The 19,779-nt window shown below is 70.2% G+C and carries 14 protein-coding genes; 7 read left to right on the top strand and 7 right to left on the bottom strand.

Annotated features, from left to right (window positions below; translation table 11 throughout):
- Positions 1-1,082 precede the first annotated feature (1,082 nt).
- From AWZ10_RS45725 to AWZ10_RS45735, 3 genes are all read left to right on the top strand, one after another.
- Positions 1,083-1,715: a hypothetical protein gene (locus tag AWZ10_RS45725; RefSeq protein ID WP_060894199.1), complete on the top strand. Its 633-nt coding sequence runs from the start codon at positions 1,083-1,085 to the stop codon at positions 1,713-1,715.
- A 741-nt stretch (positions 1,716-2,456) separates the two neighbouring features.
- Positions 2,457-3,980: an ABC transporter substrate-binding protein gene (locus AWZ10_RS45730; protein WP_060894191.1), complete on the top strand. Its 1,524-nt coding sequence runs from the start codon at positions 2,457-2,459 to the stop codon at positions 3,978-3,980.
- A gap of 6 nt (positions 3,981-3,986) precedes the next feature.
- Positions 3,987-5,831 carry an ABC transporter permease subunit gene (locus AWZ10_RS45735; RefSeq protein ID WP_079104722.1) on the top strand — a complete coding sequence of 615 codons (1,845 nt, stop codon included), beginning with the start codon at positions 3,987-3,989 and terminating at the stop codon, positions 5,829-5,831.
- 247 nt (positions 5,832-6,078) lie between these two features.
- Here AWZ10_RS45735 and AWZ10_RS45740 read toward each other — a convergent pair whose 3' ends face one another.
- Together AWZ10_RS45740 and AWZ10_RS45745 are read right to left on the bottom strand one after the other, a co-directional pair.
- On the bottom strand, positions 6,079-6,888 hold the full coding sequence (locus tag AWZ10_RS45740) for an SAM-dependent methyltransferase (protein ID WP_060894200.1): 810 nt from the start codon (positions 6,886-6,888) through the stop codon (positions 6,079-6,081).
- A 308-nt stretch (positions 6,889-7,196) separates the two neighbouring features.
- Positions 7,197-7,562 (bottom strand): hypothetical protein, encoded by a 366-nt coding sequence (locus AWZ10_RS45745; RefSeq protein ID WP_240439527.1) that lies wholly within the window; start codon positions 7,560-7,562, stop codon positions 7,197-7,199.
- Between the two features lie 330 nt (positions 7,563-7,892).
- Between AWZ10_RS45745 and AWZ10_RS45750 the strand changes: the two genes are divergently transcribed.
- The 3 genes from AWZ10_RS45750 to AWZ10_RS45760 all read left to right on the top strand — a co-directional run bounded on the left by AWZ10_RS45750 (position 7,893) and on the right by AWZ10_RS45760 (position 10,576).
- A complete protein-coding gene (locus AWZ10_RS45750) occupies positions 7,893-8,915 on the top strand; it encodes a sulfotransferase family protein (RefSeq protein WP_060894192.1) in 1,023 nt (340 codons plus the stop codon).
- Positions 8,916-9,145: 230 nt separating this feature from the next.
- A complete protein-coding gene (locus AWZ10_RS45755; RefSeq protein WP_060894193.1) occupies positions 9,146-9,673 on the top strand; it encodes a hypothetical protein in 528 nt (175 codons plus the stop codon).
- A 216-nt stretch (positions 9,674-9,889) separates the two neighbouring features.
- A complete protein-coding gene (locus tag AWZ10_RS45760; protein ID WP_060894194.1) occupies positions 9,890-10,576 on the top strand; it encodes a DUF5701 family protein in 687 nt (228 codons plus the stop codon).
- 395 nt (positions 10,577-10,971) lie between these two features.
- On the opposite strand, the gene AWZ10_RS45765 is transcribed toward AWZ10_RS45760, so the two are convergent.
- Complete coding sequence (locus AWZ10_RS45765) at positions 10,972-12,318, bottom strand: jacalin-like lectin (protein ID WP_060894195.1); 1,347 nt, start codon at positions 12,316-12,318, stop codon at positions 10,972-10,974.
- Positions 12,319-13,246: 928 nt separating this feature from the next.
- On the bottom strand, positions 13,247-15,028 hold the full coding sequence (locus AWZ10_RS45770) for a transposase (RefSeq protein ID WP_244172790.1): 1,782 nt from the start codon (positions 15,026-15,028) through the stop codon (positions 13,247-13,249).
- 414 nt (positions 15,029-15,442) lie between these two features.
- Between AWZ10_RS45770 and AWZ10_RS45775 the strand changes: the two genes are divergently transcribed.
- A complete protein-coding gene (locus tag AWZ10_RS45775) occupies positions 15,443-16,312 on the top strand; it encodes a helix-turn-helix domain-containing protein (RefSeq protein ID WP_046702536.1) in 870 nt (289 codons plus the stop codon).
- Between the two features lie 411 nt (positions 16,313-16,723).
- Here AWZ10_RS45775 and AWZ10_RS45780 read toward each other — a convergent pair whose 3' ends face one another.
- From AWZ10_RS45780 to AWZ10_RS45790, 3 genes are all read right to left on the bottom strand, one after another.
- On the bottom strand, positions 16,724-17,404 hold the full coding sequence (locus tag AWZ10_RS45780) for a lipoprotein (RefSeq protein WP_046702537.1): 681 nt from the start codon (positions 17,402-17,404) through the stop codon (positions 16,724-16,726).
- Positions 17,405-17,755: 351 nt separating this feature from the next.
- Entirely contained in the window at positions 17,756-18,589 is an 834-nt protein-coding gene (locus AWZ10_RS55435) for a calcium-binding protein (protein ID WP_276145773.1), read from the bottom strand.
- Positions 18,590-19,005: 416 nt separating this feature from the next.
- On the bottom strand, positions 19,006-19,269 hold the full coding sequence (locus AWZ10_RS45790; protein ID WP_244172789.1) for a hypothetical protein: 264 nt from the start codon (positions 19,267-19,269) through the stop codon (positions 19,006-19,008).
- Between the last annotated feature and the right edge of the window lie 510 nt (positions 19,270-19,779).

Here is a 19,779-nt window from a genome sequence, read left to right on the forward strand (position 1 = left end):
GCGGCGACCTCCGGGTCCAGCTCGTGCAGGGGCGTGTTCAGAAGCGACATGCGTACGACCTCGTCTTCTCAGCCGGCGGTGCGTATTGAGCAACTTGTCGAGCGATACGCAACATCGTCCAAGAGGTCGGGGGTCCGGTCAAGGGCGTCGGCGGAGAACCGGCGCTCCGCCGCCGCGCTCGTCGTCACGGTCCGAGCCGGTCCTTGACCCTCCTGGGTCGGCCGCGATCGCTTCCCTGGACCGGACGATCTTGTCGAGGTCGAGCACCGGACAGTCGCGGGGCGCGGGCGGCCTGCCGGGATCGATGATCTCGGCAGGCGGGACGCGGTGAAGCGCCCGGCCCGTCGACCGTGACGGACCGGGCGCTCGCCGTTCACCTCGGCGCATCCCCCGCTCATACGGCGCCACGGTGATCCGGTCGATCAGCGATCAGCGATCAGCGATCGGCGGTGCGGGGCGGGTGCGGAGCGGCACGCCGGGGAAGGCGTCCGAGGTGTAGGTGGTGCGTCGCCGTGCGGCAGTTCCTCGGAACGGAAGGTGAGGCCGCCCACGAGGTGTGCCGCGGGGTCATGCCGGGACGAAACCCGGCCACCAGGGCGGGACGTTCCCCGGGCACAAGGGGTCGGGGTAGGAGTCCGGCATGCCGAGCCATGTCACGAGGAACCAGGTGAACCACAGGGTGAAGACGAACCCCCGCGGCCAGTGCCGCCCCCCGATGACGTCGTCCGAGGGCGCCGTGCAGGATCGTCCACGGGATCGCGGCGGCGATCCACACGAGTGGGGCGAGGAGGAGCAACGTCATGCCGTCGGCGGCACCGCTGCCGACGTCACAAGCCGCCCGGGCCCTCCCGATGGTGGCAACGGACACCACCGCGGTCAGCCCTCCGAAGAGGACACCGAACATCGTCCCCCTGAACCAGGGGTTCGGAGGACTCGACGGCCCCGCTCCCGCCCTTCTCCACCTCTCCTCGCCGTGGGGGCGGTGCGTAACGACATGCGGGGGCAGCTTCTCGGCCACCGGGGCGAGAGAATGTCGTGGTAATTGTGGTGCAGAGCGAGCAGGTGTGCTGCACACTTCCCGGGTGATCGTTCTGCAGCCCGTCCTGGAGCTCTGCGCCTCCGACGGCTTCACCCTCTGGCCCGTCGCCGAGTGCGAGCCGTACGGCTTCATGGCGCTCCATGGCTCACTCGATCCCGCCGAGGTCGGCACAGCGGTGATGAGCATCGCCGATTACAACAACCTCGATCCCGAGGACGACGGCCGCGCACCGCGGCCCGCCGACCCGCTCGGGGGCTTTCTGCACGGACTGCTCACGATGGACGACCTCCTGTCATCCGGTGGTCTGCGGATCACTGACACCGCAACCGGCACCACGCTGCTGCCGGGCTGCTGCACCAGCCTCAACGAGAGAGGCGACTGGCTCGACGTCGTCGACGGCAAGGGCTGTGCCTCCTTCGGCCACGACCCCTCATCGCTCGTCGAACGGCACGGCGAAATCGTCCGGTTGACCCTCGATGTCGAGCACGACAACAGCGCGGTGATCGAGCTACCCGTCACGGACCTGCGCCGCCTGCTCGCCGGTGCGGAGCGCGACCTGAACGCCTTCCTCCAACTGACTGCCGCCTGGGCCGCCCTGCACCTGCCCGACTACGCCGCCCCCCTTACCTCGGCCCTCGGCCGTGCGCTCAACGTGCCGCCGCCGGTCGGGGGCTGAAGGCCCGCGCGCAACGGGGTTCCCTACGCTCCCGACGCGGTCGCCAACGCGCACGGCACCTCTCCGCACCACCTCGGCCGGTTCACCTGACGGGTCCGCGGACCGTATCGGGGCGGAACCCGCTGGAGCCCGGCACCGTGGCCGCCGTACCCCCGACCCCGGCGTCTCCGTGTCGCCGGCGCCGGCAATCCGCGCATCGACCCGTCCGCGTCCGGCGACGGACTGCGACACCGACCGCTGGGGCAGGCCGCCGATCGGGCTCCGCCTGTGCGGTGTGGACCGTCTCCTCGCCCACGGAACGGCCACCGACCGCACGTCGACCGGCCACCTGACAGCACGTCGACCGACCACCTGACCTCGGCGGGCTTCTGGGAGCCGACCCGCACCGACCTGCACCGACCCGCAACGACCTACACCGACCGGCGCCGGGAACACGGGATCTGACGTCGCGCCCACCTGGGGCGAAACGGTCCGGTACTCCGTGGTCGCCTGTGCCCGGCCGTTTTGCTCGGACGGCCCGGACCCGGACCCGGACCCGGACCCGGACCCGGACCCGGACCCGGACCCGGACCCGGACCCGGACGGGGCACGGACCCGGACGGGGCACGGTGTCGCAAGGTTGAGGCCTCAAGTACCCGGTGAAAGTTTGGTAAGGCTCGCCTTATATTGTGTAGTCGAGCCCCCGGATGTCGCTGCCGCACACCGGGGGCGCGATCTGCCCGCCGCAAGACAGGACCGACCATGCGCACCACTCCCCGCCGCCTCCTGGCGGCTCTCGCCCTCACGCCGATGCTCGCCGGTTGCTTCGCCTCCGGCGAGGACGGCTCAGGTGCGAGCGGTGGGTCGGGAGCGGCCGGCCGCCTGCGGATAGCCCTCGCCGTGCCGCCGGTGCAGGCCCTGTCGCCGTACAGCAATGACGCCACCGTGCTCAGCAAGCTCTCGGTGGCCGAGGGACTCACCGCTCTGGACGAGGACGGCGCCGCCGCACCCGCCCTGGCGAGGTCCTGGACAAGGAAGAACGCCACGACCTGGACCTTCGAGCTGCGCAAGGCCACCTTCCAGGACGGCACCGACGTCACTGCCGAGTCGGTCGTCAACGCGCTCGACCACGCGAACGAGGCCGAGACCAAGCCGCGCGTGCTGAGCGACGTGACGCTGACCGCCGAGGCCGACGACGCCGACACCGTCACCATCAGCACCAAGACCGCCGATCCGGTCCTCCCGCTGCGCCTCGCCAGCCCCGCCCTCGGCATCCTCTCCGAGAAGGCGTACGCCACCGACGGCACCGTCAGCCCCGTCGGCACCGGCACCGGCCCCTTCGCGATCACCAAGCTGACCGGAAAGACCAAGGCCGCCCTCGACCGCTACGACGGCTACTGGGGCGGCAAGGCCAAGGCGTCCGGCATCGACGTCAGCTGGATCGCCGACGGCACCGCCCGCGCCAACGCCCTGCGCGGCGGCGACGTCGACATCGCCGAATGGATCCCCACCGCCCAGGCGAAACTCCTCGACGAGAACACCCGCCACGAAGTGCCCTCCGTGCGCACCGACAGCCTGATCCTCAACACCGGCAGCGGCATCTTCACCGACGCGGCCCTGCGTGCCGCCGCCCGTGAGGGCGTGGACGGAGGCGTCCTCGTCGACTCCGTCTTCGGCGGATACGCCGACCCCGCGCAGGGTCTGTTCGGGCCGGCCGTCTCCTGGGCCGCCGACCGGCGCGTCGAGGTGACCGGCCGGGCCAAGGCCGTGACCACCGCGCAGGTGAAGGCGGAGACGAAGGGCAAGACCCTGCGCCTGGCCACGTACACCAACCGCGCCGAACTTCCCGAGGCCGCGACGGTCCTCCAGCAGCAGCTGGAGAAGGCCGGGTTCACCGTGAAGCAGGACGTACGCGAGTACACGCAGATGGAGGCCGACCTCCTCGCGGGCAGGTACGACGCCCTCGTCTTCTCCCGGGTCACACTCCTCGACACCGGCGACGCGGTGGCCTACCTCGCCAGCGACTACACCGGTGACGGCGTCTACAACATCGCGGGCCTGAAGGACGAGAAGGTCGACGAGGCCATCAAGTCCGCCGCCGGGGAGGGCGACACGGCCGAGCGGCAGAAGAAGATCATGCAGGCCGAGGTGGAGATCCTGCGCACCGACGCCGTCGTCCCGCTGGTCCACGAGAAGGTCGTGCAGGGCATCTCCGACGAGGTCGAGGGTGTCCTCCTCGACCCCCGGGAGCGCTCCCTCGTCGACGTCGACACCCGCCTGAAGTAACCGCCGATGAGCACCACGTCGTCAGTCGGCGCCCAGGGCGGCCCGACCCGGTGGCACGCGGGGGCCGGCCGCGTCGCCGCGGGAACCGCGCTGCTGGCGGCCGTCGCCTTCCTGCCCTGGCTGTCCGGTGTCGACCCCGCCCTGACCGTCCTGCGTGCCCGCTCCGCCGACCAGGACCCGACCCCGGCCCAGCTGACCGCCGTACGCCAGCAACTGGGCCTGGAGGAAGGGCCGTTCGCCCACTTCACGCGATGGCTGGGCGGTCTGGTGCGCGGCGACGCGGGCACCTCCTGGGTGTCGGGCGAACCGGTGCTGCCCCAGGTGACGACCGCCCTCGCGGTCTCCGTCACGCTCATGCTGGGCGCGCTGGCGGTCACCACCGCGGTGGCCGCGCTCGTCTGCGCCCGCACGCTCCACCTCGGCTCCCGGCGAAGGCTGCGGCGGAAACGGGCGGGCACCGTGGCCGCCGTCCTCGCCGCGTTGCCCAAGTTCCTGCTCGCCTCACTGCTGGCGACGGTGTTCGGGGTGTGGCTGGGCTGGTTCCCCTCGCAGGGCTGGGAGGGGCCGCAGTCGATGGTGCTGCCCGCCCTCGCCCTCGGTGTGCCCTCCGGGGCGATGATCGGCGGTCTCCTCGACCAGTCCCTGCCCGCCGCCTTCAACGAGCCGTGGGCACGGACCTGGCGCGCCTACGGATACCCGGGCCGCCGTATCGCGCGCACCGCGCTGCGCCGCGCCCTGGCCGGGGTGCTCCCGCAGCTCCTGCCGACCGTCGTCGCCCTGGTCGGCGGTGCGGTCGCGGTGGAGAAGATCTTCAACATCCCGGGCCTCGGCCGTCTCGCGCTGGACGCGGCGATCGCCCAGGACATGCCGCCACTGCAGACCGCGACGCTGGCCCTGGTCCTGCTCGGCGTCTGCGCCGGCTTTCTCATCCAGGCGGTGCGGCACGCTCTGCTCGGACCGGCCCTGCGGGACGGCGCGCTGCCCGCCCTGCACCCGCCCACGCTCGTACGGACACGGTCGCTGCCCTGGGTCATCGGATGCTGCGCCGTCGCCCTGCTCGCCCTGGTCGTGTCCGGCCTCCTGCGCGACCCCTTGCACGTGGAGACGACGGCCCGGCTGCTGCCGCCCTCCTTCGCGCATCCCCTCGGCACCGACTCGCTCGGCCGCGACCTGCTGGCCCGGCTGGGTCACGGAGCCCTGCGCACGGTGGGCGCGGCCCTCGCGGTGACCGTGGTCAGCGCCTTCGCCGGACTTGTCATCGGTACGGCCGCACGGCTGGGGGCGGGTCTGACCGAGGTGGTGTCGACGCTGCCGGCCGTCCTCGCCGGACTGCTCACGACAGCGGTGACCGGACCGTCGGTCTGGGGCGCCGCGTGCGCGGTGTGCGTGGTGGCCTGGACCCCGTACGCCGCCCAGGCCGCCGCCCTGCTCGAACAGGAACGGGCCAGTGGCCACCTGCTCGCGTCGGTCTCCTTCGGCGCGGGCCCCTCCTACCTCCTGCGCCACCACCTGCTGCCCGCGGTCCTGCCCGCGTTGGTGCGCAACGCCCTGCTGCGACTGCCCACCACGGTCCTCGTCCTGGCCTCCCTCGGCTTCCTCGGCCTGGGTGAACAGCCGCCCACCCCGGAGTGGGGCCGCCTGCTCTCGGAGAACCAGCCCTACGTGGAACTCGCCCCCTGGACCGTACTCGGCCCGGCCACCGCCCTCGTTCTCCTCTCCGTCCTCGCCGTCTCCGCCACGGCATGGGGACGCACCCGAACCCGACGCCACACCACGGGGCCCGCTCCCGCCCGACCGGCGGGGCGATCTCGTGAGCCCCGCCCGACCGGCGGGCGACCTCGTGAGCGCTGACACGGGACACCCACGCGCCCTCGGCACCGGCCAGGCCATCGACACTCCGGCCGCCCTTGTCGCGACGCACGGCTGCCGGGGCACCTCGGCGGACGACTGGTGACCCCGGCCTCGACCGTGGGCTCGGCTGCGGGCTGGACGACAACCCGCACTGGCCGGCCCGGGGCACTCCACGCCCCAACACCCCAACGCCGAACTCCGCGCCCCGGCTCGCCCGGCCCTGCCCCCACGGGACCGCCCCGTGCCGTCAGTGCTTCTGCGCCACAGCGCCCAACTGCGGTACGACCGTGGGCTCGTCGCCGGGATCAGGGCGCCACAGGGAGCACGGGACCAGGCCCGGTTCCAGGAGTGTCAGGCCGTCGAAGTACTGGCTGACGTCCTTGACGCTGCGAGCCGTGACCGGCGGCTTGGCGTTGGCGTTCCAGAACTCCATCGCCTCCAGTTGGAGGTCGCCGCCGAGTTCGGGCTCGGTCGTGGGATGGGTCAGCACCAGGAAGCTGCCGGGGGCGAGCGGCTCCAGGAGCCGGCGCGTGATGGTCTGTGCCTCGGTGTCGTCGAGGACGAAGTTGAGAATGCCGAGCAGCATCAGGGCGACGGGCTCGGTGAAGTCGAGCGTCCGGCCGGCGATGCGCAGGATGGTGTCCGGGTCGTGCGCGTCGGCGTCGATGTAGGCGGCGGCGCCGTCCTCGGTGCTGGTCAGCCGGGTCCGGGCGTACGCGAGAACCACGGGGTCGTTGTCGACGTACACGATCCTCGACGCGGGCGCGATGCGCTGGGCTATCTCGTGGGTGTTCTCCAGGGCGGGCAGGCCGGTGCCGATGTCGAGGAACTGGCGTATCCCGTGCTCCTCGGCCAGGTGGCGCACGGCGCGGGTGAGGAACTGCCGGTCGGCGGACGCGATGTCACGGATGACGGGAATCAGGCCTGCGACGTGATCACCGACCTGGCGGTCGACCTCGTAGTTGTCCGTGCCGCCCTGCCAGTAGTTCCAGACGCGGGCGTTGTGCGCCGTGCCGGTGTCGGGGCGCTCGAGCGGGGTGTCGTCGTCGGCCTGGATCTCGCTCACGTCTTCCTTTCCTCGCACGCCCAGGAATGCGATGGCTGCGGGCAGTTGAGGCCCGCTGCGGCGTGACGTGGCGTCATTGTGCCGCTCCCGTTCCCCTCGCGTCGCGGGGAAACGCCCGGTTCGGGTACGGACGGGCCTCGGGCCGCGGCTCGCCCATGTCCATCGGCTCCTGGCAGCTGCCTGAGCGGGCGCGGGAGCCGGTGCCTGCCTGCGGGACCGGCCGGAACAGTCGTCGCCCGACCCGTCGCGCGTTCAGGACGACGTCACCCCGCAGGCGGCGGCCGCGCCCGACGCCGAACTCAGGATGCGGCGGCCGATTCGGCGCCTTCGGCCACCTCGGCGACATGACCGGTGCCGGCCGCTTCGTCCTGCGCCATGCGAAGGAAACGCCGGATCGCCTCGGCCGACATGTCGAGCGCTTCGGACGCGGACTGCTCGTCACCGAACATCTGCACGGCTTCGGTGACAGCCACGGCCAGCTCGGCCTCCGCCTTGCGGACCTTGACCTCGGCCTTGTCCACGGTGTCGACGACCGCCAACTGGCGGCGCTGCTTCTCCTGAAGTCGCTGCTTGCGGGAAAGTGTCTTGTCAGAGTTCTGCACAGTCATGACCAAGATCATAATTGGTCGGGAGCGCACCCATGAAATCGCCAACTCGCCTGTCATGCGGCGATGTTCATGGCCCACGGGCTCCGCCGTGGTGCCGCCGTCCTGTACGACCCTCAGACTTCGGCAGCTGCACGAGAGGGACCCGCCTGGTCTTCAGCGGGGCACCCGTGACGCTGCGCCACCGGACACCCAGGACCATCGCGGAGGCGACGGGTCCCGTCACCGTGTCTCCGCCGCTCGGTGTGTGAACATGCTTGTGCGGCCGGGTGGGCAGGGTGTCGGATCGGGCAGAGTGGATCGGGCAGGGTTGGACCGTGCGCGCGGTGAACGCAACGGTGAGCGCCCCCAGGGGCGGCACCGGTCACAGGTTGTGAAAAAGGGGGAATCATGCGTTCTCTGACCTTCGTCTTCGGTACGGGGCGCAGCGGCTCGACGGCGCTGTCACGCATCCTCAACGCCCACCCGGACGTGCTGAGCCTGAACGAGTACATGGCCTCGGTGGGCGACGCGACCTTCCCCGAAGGGCAGGTGGGCGGCGAGGAGTTCTGGCAGGCGCTCTTCCGGCCCGCGCCGCACTTCGAGCAGATGATCCGCAGCGGGCTGCCGCTGCCTGAGTTCCTCCACACCCGCCGCCCCGGCCGGTACTCGGCGCGCACCGAGGGCATTCCCGCGCTGTCCCTGATGGTGCTGCCGCACCTCACCGACGACCCGGACGGGCTCCTCGACGCACTCGGCGCGGCGGTGGTCCGGTGGCCGGAGCGCACCGCGGCCGAGCATCACCGGGCCCTCTTCGGCCTGCTCTGCGCCCGGTTCGGACGCACCGCCGTCGTGGAGCGCTCCGGCTACTCGACCGGCTGGGTGCGGGGACTGCGGGAGGTCTTCCCGGACGCGAAGTTCGTGCACATGTTCCGCGACGGCCCGGACTGTGCCCTGTCCATGAGCCGTCATCCCGGCTACCGCGTGATCTCTCTGCTTCGCGAGATCAAGACCCGCTCCGGTGTCGACAGCTTCGCCGCCCTGACCCCCGAGCATGTGCGCGCGCTGCCCCCGGACCTGGCGCCCCTGCTCGACGAACGCTTCGACCCCGCGCTCGTGCGCGACCGGCGCATCCCGCTGCGGACCTTCGGTGCCCTGTGGTCCGAACTCGTCACCGAGGCAACGGAGTTCCTCACCCGGCTCCCCGCCGACCAGCGCACCACCCTCGCCTACGAGGACCTGCTGGACCACCCCGCCGAAGAACTGACCCGCCTGGCGGACTTTGTCGGCGTGGTTCCCCTGCCCCAGTGGTTGCACACCTCGTCCGCCCTGCTCGACCACAGTCGGCGCGGCTCCGCCCGAAGCCTGCCCGCCGCCGACCTCGCCGAACTGCGGGCCGACTGCGCCCCGGGTCAGCGCGTCCTGGGGATATAGCGTTCACCTGTCATTATTGCAACGAGCTGGCTAGAGTTTGTTGCGTTGATATCAACTCCATTGCAATGAAAAGACGCTCACTGCCTGCCAATACTCCATTCCTGTGCAATATTGATGTTGCCACATTCTTGAAGGCAACGTAGCGTTTCTGCATCAGGAAACTGTGTGTCGATCTCTTGTAGGTCGAGAGGCGCATGTTTCGCGGGATGCGTGTTCAAGGGGGTCATCTCATGGGGACAGCGCGGAGCCGGCGGCAGACGGCACCCGGCGCGCTCACCGCCTTCGCCCGCTTCGTGCTCTGTGGCGGCGGAGTGGGGCTCGCCTCCAGCTTCGCGGTGGCGGCCCTCGCCTCCTGGATTCCCTGGGTCCTGGCCAACGCCCTGATCACCGCGGCTTCCACACTCCTCGCCACCGAGCTGCACGCCCGCTTCACCTTCGGTGCGGGCGGGGGTGCGACCTGGCGCCAGCACGCTCAGTCGGCCGGGTCCGCGGCGGCCGCGTACGCCGTGACCTGCGTGTCGATGCTCGCCCTGCAGGAGCTGGTGGCGGCACCCGGTGCGGTGCTCGAACAGGTCGTCTATCTGTCCGCCTCCGCACTCGCCGGCGGCGCACGGTTCGCGGTGCTGCGCCTCGTCGTTTTCGCACGGAACCGCTCGCAGGTCGCGATCACCGTCCGCGCCACCCGTCCCGTGCACCCGACCGTGGTGGCCCGCGCCGCGGCACCCGCCGGCCCGGCTGTGCTCTGCCGAGCAGCCTGACCGGTTCGGCCTGACCGAGCCGCCGCCGCGCGGCCCGACCGTCAGGGGGTGGGGCTGCAGGTAGCCCTTGAAGGTCATGGCGTAGTTGTGGGCGGGGTAATGCGGAAGCGGGCGGGACGGCGCAGGGCGGGACGGAACCGAAGCGGTGGAGGGAACGTTCGGGCGGGTTGCCTCGTTGCCTTCGAGTCCGTTCTCGTCGTACTCCTTGGGAGCATCGTGCCGCAGTCCACGCCCGCACCCTCCGCAGTCCTCCCCGCACTTCCGACCCTGAGCGCGCAGGCCGAGCGACTCATCGAGCTGGGTGTGCACGAGCTCGCCGGGCTGCCCGCCGACGAGCTTCGTACCTTCGCCGAGGCCGCTGACGCCGCTGACGCACCCGAGTCCGGCGACGGCCCCCTGCTCGCGCTTCACCCGGACCTTGTCCCTGCCTCCGCCCTCGCGCCGCTGCTCCGACGGGACGGCAAGCCGGGTTTCGTCGTCACCGACATGCCCGACGTCGACCGCTTCGCCCCCTGCGCCATCGAGCTGCCTGACGCCCGCCTCTACCTCGTCACCGGCCCTGATCGCGGTGACCACATGGCCAACTGGAGCCCGGAGGAGGCGCTGCCCGCCCTCACCAAGGAGGACCGCACGCCGCTGCTGCTCACCGAGGGCATCCACTGGGTGCTCCAGCAGCCGGCGGTTCTTGAGCGCAACCGCTGTTTCATGACCATCGGCTCCCGGCTGCGCAAGGAGAACGGCACGCTGGACGCCCGAACACCGGCGATCTGGATCAGCAACGGCACCGGGCGGGACGGCAGCGAGCGCCGCAACGCACCCAAGGTCGGCTGGTGCTGGTGGGGCAACAGGCACACCTGGCTGGGCTTCGCCTCCGCGACGGACCGTGGGATCCAGGACCTGTAAGGAGCCGTGACCATGTGACGGGGTGGGGGAAGACGCCGCATCACGGCTTGCTGCCGCGGCCGCAGGAGAAGCCGGCGACGTGGGCGAACAGGGAGGCGAAGCCGAGGCTGCCGGTGATGGCGCCTGCTCTCGCACACCGAGGGGCCGGTGGCGACCATCGCCCGTCGCCCCGGCTTCCCCGAACCCGCCGACTTCGGCAGGCTCTTCACCCGCCACAGCGAGGTCGCCCCCGGCTCTTTCCGTAGGGGTATCAGAGCCAGCAGTGACAAAGGCGCCGCCGAGGCGCCGCCCGGGAGGCATTCGTCCATGCCGGGTGGGGCGGGTTCGCAGGGGGGCCGTACAAAGCGGCGACGGCCCGGAAGCCGTCGCCGCGTGTTCGGTGCTGGGGGAACATGTCAGCGCTGTGTGTAGACGAAGCCGAGCTTGTCGATCTCGTCACCGGCACGCCCGTGGAACCCGGCGATCTGCCAGCCCGACGGCACGGTGCGCGTCACGCAGTCGGACGTGGTGGTCCCGCCGGACAGGCTCCTGCCGAGGTTGGTCGTGAACTTGGCGGAGAAGATCCGGGTGTGGCCGTTCTTCTGGCCCTGACAGAGCTGGGCGGAGGTGACGTACTCCCCGCTGCCCAGGGACAGGGACGACAGCGTGCCACCGGTGCCGCCGTGGGTGAGGACCGTGCCGTTGCCGAGCGTCAGGCCGACACCGTCGATACGGGAGCCGCTGCGCAGCGAGAGGGTCACGGGGCGCGCCCCCGCCGGTACGGCGTCGATGTCGGTGTAGTAGTCGCCGTGGGGCCCGCCGAACTGATTGCTGAGCCGGAAATTCGGATCGCGCGACCAGGAGAAGCCGACCGCGACCGGGTCGTGGTCGGACAGCATGAGCCCGCCGTCGGTGAGGAACGTGGCGTGCTCGTTGTTGTAGGACGTGGCGTCGAGCGACACGAGTTTGCTGCCGCGGTACAGGACCTTGTCGACGATCTCGCAGGTGTTGGGCACCGTGGGGCCGGTCTGGTCGCAGACCAGGGCATCGCTGCCCTTGACCGGCGGTGTGCCGCCGCGGATCAGCCGCACCCAGGGGTCGGTGAGCCCGTTGGTGGCGGCGAACTCGGCGATGGTGTCGCCGCTGCGGGTGTAGCGGGTGTTGGTGTCGCCCATGACCACGACGGCGTTGCCGGCCGAGTGGGTCTTGATGAAGGCCGTCAGCTGGCTGAGGTTGTCGGCGCGCGAGGCCAGGTCGCCGGCGTTCGTGCCGGCGTTGGTGTGCAGGTTGTAGAAGTCGGCGTACACCCCTTCGGCGAGGCGCACCCGCATGAAGGTGAACCCCTTGGGGGTCAGGCAGTCGCCGGAGTCGAACTGGCAGGAGTTCCAGCGCACCCGCTCGAAGTCGTCGATGTCGTAGGGAAGCTTGGACAGGGTGTTCAGCCCACTGCCGATGGCCGCGCCGCCGCTGGTGGGGGTGCGGTAGGCGTGCGCGGCGTCGCCGGCATAGAGGTGGGCGTGGTAGTTGAAGTCCTCCTCCACGTGCACGATGTCGTACGGCGCGATGCGCCGGCCGATCTCCGTGGTGCTGGACTCGCGGGGCGTGGACGCGCTGGAGAGGATCTCCGGCAGGCCCGCGACGTTGTAGGTGAGGGCACTGAAGGACCCGGAGGCCGGGTCCGCGGCAACGGCGGGGGACGCGTTCGTGACGAACCCGCCGCAGGTGAGGGCCGCGGCCGCGAGGCAGGTGAGAAGACGGCGCATGAAGCGGTACTCCTGTGAAGTGGAGAGGGGCAGCGGGAACTTACCGCTGGTAACTCACTTCTGTCGCCGGTCGGGGCGGAGGAGATCGAAACTTGACCGCGTGGTCCGGACCAGGGTCCTGGAACCGGGTCGGGCGCGAGAGGACAGCCGTCGCGGCATCGCCCGCCTCGTCCCGCGAGAAATGCGTCCGGACGGTCGCAAGTTTGGTGACGGTTCGACTCGGGGCTGCTGGTGGAGTTCATGAGAGCTGAGGCGAGGACTCGGTGGCGACGGACCGGGTGACGTCCCGCCTTTCGAAGGTCATCGGCAACGGCGGAGAGCGGGTCGGCGCCGCTGCCGTCGACTCGGTCGCGACATGTCCACGAGGGCGTGGGGGCACGTGGGTGACACCCCTCGTTCGATCATTCCCATGAATCCGACCGTCGTGCTGGTGCACGGGGCGATGCACACCCCCTGGATCGTCGGCCCGTCGCGTGAGCGGGCCAGGCGCCGCTGGATCTCCTGCCGGTAGTCCTCCGGCGTCCGGTCGAGACGAGGTCGCACGACAAGCCGAGTACCTGTTTCTGGACCTTTGCCCATGAGGTGGCCCATGAGGTGGCCCATGAGGTGGTCCACGAGGTGGCCCATGAGATGGCCCATGAGAACAGAGGCGCCGGGGCCTCGCCATGCAGAGGACATGGAGGGAGTGAAGGCCGACGCCGAGGCGTGCGACGTGCGTGGTGGACGTTCTCCGACGGGGAGTGAGCGGGAGGCACTCACTCGTCCGAAGTGTCGTGCTGCATCTGTTGGTCTGCCAGAACACGGACCGTCCCAGGCGCGTAGGAGCGGCGGCCGAACGGCCTGGGGCCTTCGGCGGTAGCTGCCCTTCCGCGTCGCTTGGTGCTGTTGTGGGACGCCCGGGGATCGCTCCCCGGGGGTGGCACCGGCGTCAGCCGGTGTCTTCTCGCTTCGACGCCCCTTGCCCGGGAGCCTTGCGGGCTCCGGGACTTCCAGGGGCTCGGCGAGCGTTTTGGGTCTCCCCCCTGTCGGAGGCGACCGTCTTGAGTTTTCTGTGCGCCGCGTCAACGATGCTCGCGGTGCTGTTCACGTGTCGGTGTACGACCGCCCCGCACGAGGGGCAGTGGACCTTGCTGCACGATGGGTCGGAGCTTGGGTTTCGCTCCTTGCACGTCGCGCAGGAGGCGGTGACGGGCTCACCGTGGTCGAGGACGACGAGCTGTGAGCCGTACCAGGCGGTCTTGTATGCGAGCTTCTTGCGCAGGCTGCCCAGGCCGGCGTCCAGGAGATGCTGGTTGAGGCGGGCCTTGGCCGTAGCGTTCTTGCGGGGCTTGTCGCGCGTGCCCTCGGTCGAGGTGGTGAGAGCGGTGATGTCCGGGTCCTCGATCGCCACGTGGGTGAAACCGGTGGCCAGCTTCTTGGACAGGCCGTGCAGGAACGAGGCGCGTCGCACCCTGACCTGCTGGTGGGCGCGGGAGACCCGGGCGGTCGCCTTCCTCCACCGCCCCGACCCCTGTTGGCAACGGGACATCGCGCGCTGGGCCTTCGAGAGCCTGGCCAGACTGTCGGCGAGAAGACGGGGGAGGTGTACGACGGCGGTGGCGGGGTCGGCCGGGTCGAGAGGGCTGGACAGGGTGGCCAGGTGGTGGGAGCCGAGGTCGACGCCGACGAGGCCGCCGGCACGCTGGCGGGCGGTGGGGCGGCCGATCTGCTCGACGCGTCCGCCGTTCTCGGAGGCCTTCTCGGCCTGGATGCGGCTCAGGTACGGGGTGCGGGTGCCGTCGTCGTGGACGTGCTCCCACAGCACGGGCACGTCCTGCTGCACCTTGGCCAGCACGGAGGCGTACCAGCGGTGGCCGCCTCGGCTGACGGTCACGGACTGGATGACAGCCTGCCCGCGGTCGACGAGCCGCGCGAGGCGCTTGCCGGAGTCGTGGATGCGGATGCTGCCCAGACCGGGCATCACCAGGCGCCGGTAGCCCTCCAGGCGGATGATCGGCCTCATCACGTCGTGGAAGAGAGAAAACGATTCTGCGTGGCCTTTCTTCTTGAAGCGGGGGTATCCGTGACGCTGGCCGGCGTGACGGCCGGAGAGCGAGTCCTGCCAGTACTTCCAGGCGACCTGGGCGCGGTCGAAGCCGGAGGTGAAGCAGTAGACGTTGACCTCGCTCCACCACGGGCTGCCGCCCTCCTCCTTGGGCAGATCGCGTTCCATCCGCCACAGGTTGCTGGTGTCGGTTGCGGTCGGCGTGCGGAAACCGGCACGGAACGCCTGGGCCTTGAGCGCGTTCACCATGGCACGGCCTTCGGCCAGGAGTGCGCGTTCACGGCTGGTTCCGGCGGCGTCCGCGCGGGCGGTGGCCAGCCGACGGACGAGGGCCTCCTGCCCTGCCGGGGATCGCATCGCGGCCGGCGGAGGCTTGCCGACGACGGTGAGTGTGAGGCTCTTGCGGTGGTGGTCCCACACCTTGATGCGGTCGGTGAGCTCGGCGCCGTCGGCCTTGATCCGTTCCTTGGCCTCGGCTTCGGTCAGCCCCGCCTCGACGTAGGCGGTCCGGCGGTCGGCCCATGCCCGGTGGGCTTGGGTCTTCTTGGCCACGGCGTAGTTGTAGGCCCACCGGCAAGCGCCGGAATAGCGGGACAGGGCGGCGCGCTCGCGATCGGAGGGGTCCAGGGTGAACCGGTACGCCCGCAACACCTCTGTTACGGGCATCGTCACGGCAGCGGGACCGTGCCCTGGCCCTGCGGGATTGGATCTCGCCGCCACGCGCGGTGTACCTCCGGTTCCAAGTCGCTGTGCTGGACCGCAGGTTGCCATGGGGTAAAGGCTGCCGGTCACGCGCCATACCGTCGTGTTCGTCGGGCAGTCGAAAAAGACTCTTACACTGGCAATTGCCTCAGCTCGAGCAAGGCAAGAGCCTTTGCTGACATGTGAAGCAAACACTCGTGCCTGCGTTCGATCGCACCTGGTGGATCGCCTGGTGGTTCCTGTGGTGAGGCAAATGACGAAGACACAGTCCGCTTCGGCTGCCCAACGGAACCCGACGGCATGGCACATGATCAACGATGCCTGCTCCATGACAATCTGCGTTCCAGCACGATGACTTGGAGCCGGAGGTAGACCGCCATAGTGGCGAACAGCAATCCCACCGTCAGAAGGCGCCGCCTGGGGGCCGAGCTCCGCCGGCTGCGTCAGGCCAGCGGGCTGAAGAGCGCAGAAGCAGCCGAGCGGCTCATGGTCTCCCAGCCCAAGATCAGTCACCTGGAGAACGGCCGCCGCGCCATCAGCCCCCGCGATGTACGCGATCTGTGCGCGATCTACGGAGTGACGGACCAGCAGGTCATCGACTCGCTCATGCGGATGGCCCGGGAATCCGGACAGCAGGGCTGGTGGCACGTCTACGGCGACATTCCCCAGAGCGTGTATGTCGGCCTGGAGGCGGACGCCGCGACCGTCCACGCCTACGAGCCCATGGTGATCCCCGACCTGCTGCAGACCCCCGCCTACGCCCACGCGGTCATTGGGGAAACGATCCCTCTGCTCACTGCCCAACAGGCCGCCACACGCCTCAAGGTGCGGCTACGCCGTCAGCACCGGATCTACGACCCGGCCTGCCCGCTGCGTCTGTGGGTCATCGTTGACGAATCGGCACTGCGCCGTGTCGTGGGCGGCGAGGAGATCATGCGCGAGCAACTGGAGCACCTGAACACACTCGGTGTGGAGCCCCACATCACCGTGCAGGTCCTCCCCTACACGGCGGGTGCCCACCCGGGTTTCGCAGGACGATTCTGCATCCTGAGGTTCGCCGACAGCCCCGAGGCAGTGGTGCACCTGGAACGCTTCACCAACGACCTCTACCTGGAGAAACCATCCGACGTGCAGCACTACAGCGTGATGTACGACCACCTCCAGGCCCAGGCTCTCGACCCTGGCAGCAGCCGCGACTTCATCACCGACGTCACCGGGGCGTACGTCGACGCGGCGAGCCGTCCCTGAGTGCCAGAGGTGGTGACCGCCACCGCGAGGAGAACTGGCAACCGTCCGCCCTGGTCCAGATCAGGGGCGGCCGGCCGCGTTCGGCGATGATGTCACGCAGGTACGCAGGCAGGCGGCACGCCTACTCGCCTTGCCGTAGGCGGGCCGGTGTCCGTGGCCCCCGGCGGCGGCATCCTTGCGGGGGTCGGCCAGTGTCCGCATCGGCCTCGTCCGTACACGACAGCACATCGCACAACCCGAACAGCGCGCCGCCCCGCGCGGTCAGATACACGTACAACTCCGCCCGGAAGCATGGCACTTCCGCGCACGCGTCCCGCAGGGCACCCCGATTCCCCAGACCCGCGACCACAGCCTCCGTACTCTCTCCTCTGCCTCCGTGACGGAGCACAGGATCAGACCCAAGTGTCAGGCTCAGGGGGTGAAGACCTCGTCGAGACGGTCGATGGTCCCGTCGCTGCCCAGGTGGTAGGTGAAGACCAGGCCGGAGTTCGGGTGCGCCTCGAGCCAGTCGAGGAACTCCTGGACGCCGATGGGCTGATTCTCCGTGCTTTCCACGATGGGGGTGGTGACGGTGATGTCCGCGGCCTGATCCATCGGGATGAAGGTCTCTTTGCCGACCGTCTCGAACGGTGCGCCGTCCGAGTCGGGGGTGCCGCATCCCCAGTTGCCGTGCTTGACGATCAGGCTGAGGAATCCCCCTTCCGGGGTGTAGCGGTAGACCGCGATCTCGTCGGGGGAGATGGGCATCTTGTGGTCGCAGTCGTCGGCTTCGCCGCCGGCACCCGCTGAGGGCGTGGCCGTGGGGGTCGGTGACTTGGAGGCAGCCGGTACACCCCCAGGGGTCTTGCCCCCGCTGCCCGGGTCCGTGGAAGCCTTCGCTCCGGGCTTCTTGCCCGTCGTGTCGGCCGGTGCCCCGGTCTTGTCGGTGCTGCCGCTGGTCGCCGACGCGGTCGACTTCGCGTCGCTGTCGGCCCCCGTACCGCCGTCACCGGAGCATCCTGTGAGGCCCAGCGCCCCAGCGGCGCATACGCCCAGCACAGCTGCCTTGACGGCGCCCGGTCTGCGGCGGCTCTTCCTCGGCGTCACGTTCATCGTTCGTCCCCCATCTTGGGTGTTCGAGGTCTCCGTGAGCCGCGTCGGCTCGGGAGCAAGGGACGAGTTTCAGCCGTCGGCAGTTGCACGTCCTGGCTAGATTGTGCACGTTGACGTCGCCGGGGCGGATCGGCGGGTTCCGCTCTGTGCGCCGAGCGACAACCAGGGGAGTGGGCCGAGCGGACAGGCGCAGGTTGTGGCCGCCGCGGTGGGAGCCGGACGACCGGTCGAAGCCGCGGGCGCCGGGGCCGGTGTTCGCCCCGACGCTCCCCAGCGACTGCCGGGGGGTGTGCCGGGTCAGCGGTGCGGGGCCGGTCCGCTGATGCGCGGTCCCGGCCCCGCCGCGGGGCGTCACGCCTCGCAGGCGCTCTTCGTGTCGTTGGTGTCAGCGGTGCAGGTGTCGGTGTTCGTGCCCCCGTTGAGGGAGTCGTTGCCGAACACGCCGTCCACGGCGTCGAGGGTGTCGTTGCCGGCCCCGCCGCTGTGGGTGTCGCTGCCGGCGCCGCCGACGAGGATGTCGTTCCCCGTCCCGCCCACCAGCAGGTCGTTGCCCCCGAAGCCGGACAGGATGTCGTTCGCGGTGCCGCCGGTGAGCGTGTCGCCGAACTGGCTGCCGTAGACGTTCTCCACGTCGGTGAGGACGTTGTCGCCCTCGCCGCCGATGCCGTCGTCGGCGGCGTTGTCGATGTCGACGACCACGCCCGAGCCGCTCTCCAGGTAGCTGACGAGGTCTGTGGTGCCGCCCCCGCCGCTGAGCCGGTCGGCACCGGTGCCGCCGATGAGGAGGTCGAAGGTGACGCCGCCGTTCAGGGTGTCGTTGCCCGCGCCGCCGTTGAGGATGTTGCTGCCCGGGCTGGGACCGCCGTTGATGACGTCGTTGCCCGACTCCCCCCTCATGTCCCCTCGGATGTTGCCGGTCTTGGTGATGATGTCGTTGCCGTCCCCGGCGTTGACCACGACCGTGTCGTTGTTGAGGTTGACCGGGCAGGCCACAGTGCCGTTGCCCTGAAGCGTGCAGCCGACGCCCGCGGTCAAGGTGTCGGCAGTGTCCTGGATGACGACGCTGCTCCCCGACAGACTGACCCGTATGTTGTTCGCGCGACCCGCCGCCGCGTTCACGACCACGTTGGATCCGCTCTTGAACACACCGGTGGCCGCGCTCGCGGGTCCTCCGGTCAAGGTCACCGCGGAACCCGCCATCGCCGTGACCACCAAGACCCGGAGTAACGCTTTTCTGCCCATGGGCTTCCTCTCGCTTGCGTGAATCGACCTGGCCGCGCACCGCCGGTGCGTCGAACCGGTTCTACGGTGCCAGCGGAACCCCGGCGGTACATGGGGGAACGGCCCCCATGTACCGCCCGCGCGGTCGGGCCCCGTAGGGCGGAGGGTATGCACGGGGAACCAGTGAGCACTGTGCATCGTGAAGTCGCTGGTCACGGGTCTGGTGTGTGCGGGGTTCGGGATGCTCGTGCTGGTCGTGGGTGGATGACTTCGGTGAAGATCGTCGGTCACCGGGAAACGTCGCGGTTTGTGAGGACGAGCAGGGACCTGGCCAGGGCGGACGCCCACGTCGGGTCGGTGCGGACCTTGCCGAGCACACGTCAGTCGGTCATCTTCGCCCGCAGCGGCTCCAGCTCGCCGCGCACCGAGGCGTCCAGGCCCAGCCGCTCGCCGACCGTCCTGGCCTGCACCGGGCCGTCGGCCTCCCGCACGATCGCCAGGATCTTGCGGCAGTCGCCAGGCAGCGCGCCCTCATCGGCCGCGCCGCTGCGGTGCGGGACGAGCAGAACCGCTCGCCCGGCCACTCGCACCCCGCTCGGCGAGTTCTCGACGCTCCCCGCACCGCAGACGACCGCCGCAGGCACACGTCGACCGGACCGGCGTCGGAGTGCCACCGGCCCCGCCGCGAGCGCGGGTCGGGCACCGAGCAGAACCAGAGGCTCGGGTGAGCGACCTGGTCGGGGTCCGTATTGATCACCAAGCCCGCGCCCGCACCGCTACGTAACCCTCGCGCCAAAGGCCTTTGCAACCACGGGACTTGAAGCCGCCTGGTTTCAGCCTGCGAACGTTTCTGCTCGCGAATTGTGCGAGAGGTATTGACGTTGATCACCGGATCCTTATCATCCAATTGCTCGATACTTCGACCCTTGTTCGGCATATCGGACAAGGGGGTCGCACCACACCGCTTCCGGACAGCCCCTGGCGGGCCGAACCGGAGTCGCTTGCTCAAGGATGACGAGGTCCTTATGCACGGACGTAGTTTCAGCCGCAGACGACCGTCGGCGGTGCTCGCCGCCGTGGTCGCGGCCCTGGCCGCGTTGGCGGCGCTGCTCGTCGCCGGCCCGGCTCAGGCGGCCACCACCGGCGACGTGCGC

Origin of the sequence: Streptomyces europaeiscabiei (assembly GCF_001550375.1) — a bacterium.
Lineage (GTDB): Bacteria > Actinomycetota > Actinomycetes > Streptomycetales > Streptomycetaceae > Streptomyces > Streptomyces europaeiscabiei.

Coding starts and splice junctions, on each gene's coding strand:
- AWZ10_RS45745 (WP_240439527.1), bottom strand. CDS start 7,562: ATGACAGGCGAGTTGGCGATTTCATGGGTGCGCTCCCGACCAATTATG.
- AWZ10_RS45770 (WP_244172790.1), bottom strand. CDS start 15,028: ATGCCCGTAACAGAGGTGTTGCGGGCGTACCGGTTCACCCTGGACCCC.
- AWZ10_RS45765 (WP_060894195.1), bottom strand. CDS start 12,318: ATGCGCCGTCTTCTCACCTGCCTCGCGGCCGCGGCCCTCACCTGCGGC.
- AWZ10_RS45730 (WP_060894191.1), top strand. CDS start 2,457: ATGCGCACCACTCCCCGCCGCCTCCTGGCGGCTCTCGCCCTCACGCCG.
- AWZ10_RS45755 (WP_060894193.1), top strand. CDS start 9,146: ATGGGGACAGCGCGGAGCCGGCGGCAGACGGCACCCGGCGCGCTCACC.
- AWZ10_RS45735 (WP_079104722.1), top strand. CDS start 3,987: ATGAGCACCACGTCGTCAGTCGGCGCCCAGGGCGGCCCGACCCGGTGG.
- AWZ10_RS45750 (WP_060894192.1), top strand. CDS start 7,893: ATGCGTTCTCTGACCTTCGTCTTCGGTACGGGGCGCAGCGGCTCGACG.
- AWZ10_RS45780 (WP_046702537.1), bottom strand. CDS start 17,404: ATGAACGTGACGCCGAGGAAGAGCCGCCGCAGACCGGGCGCCGTCAAG.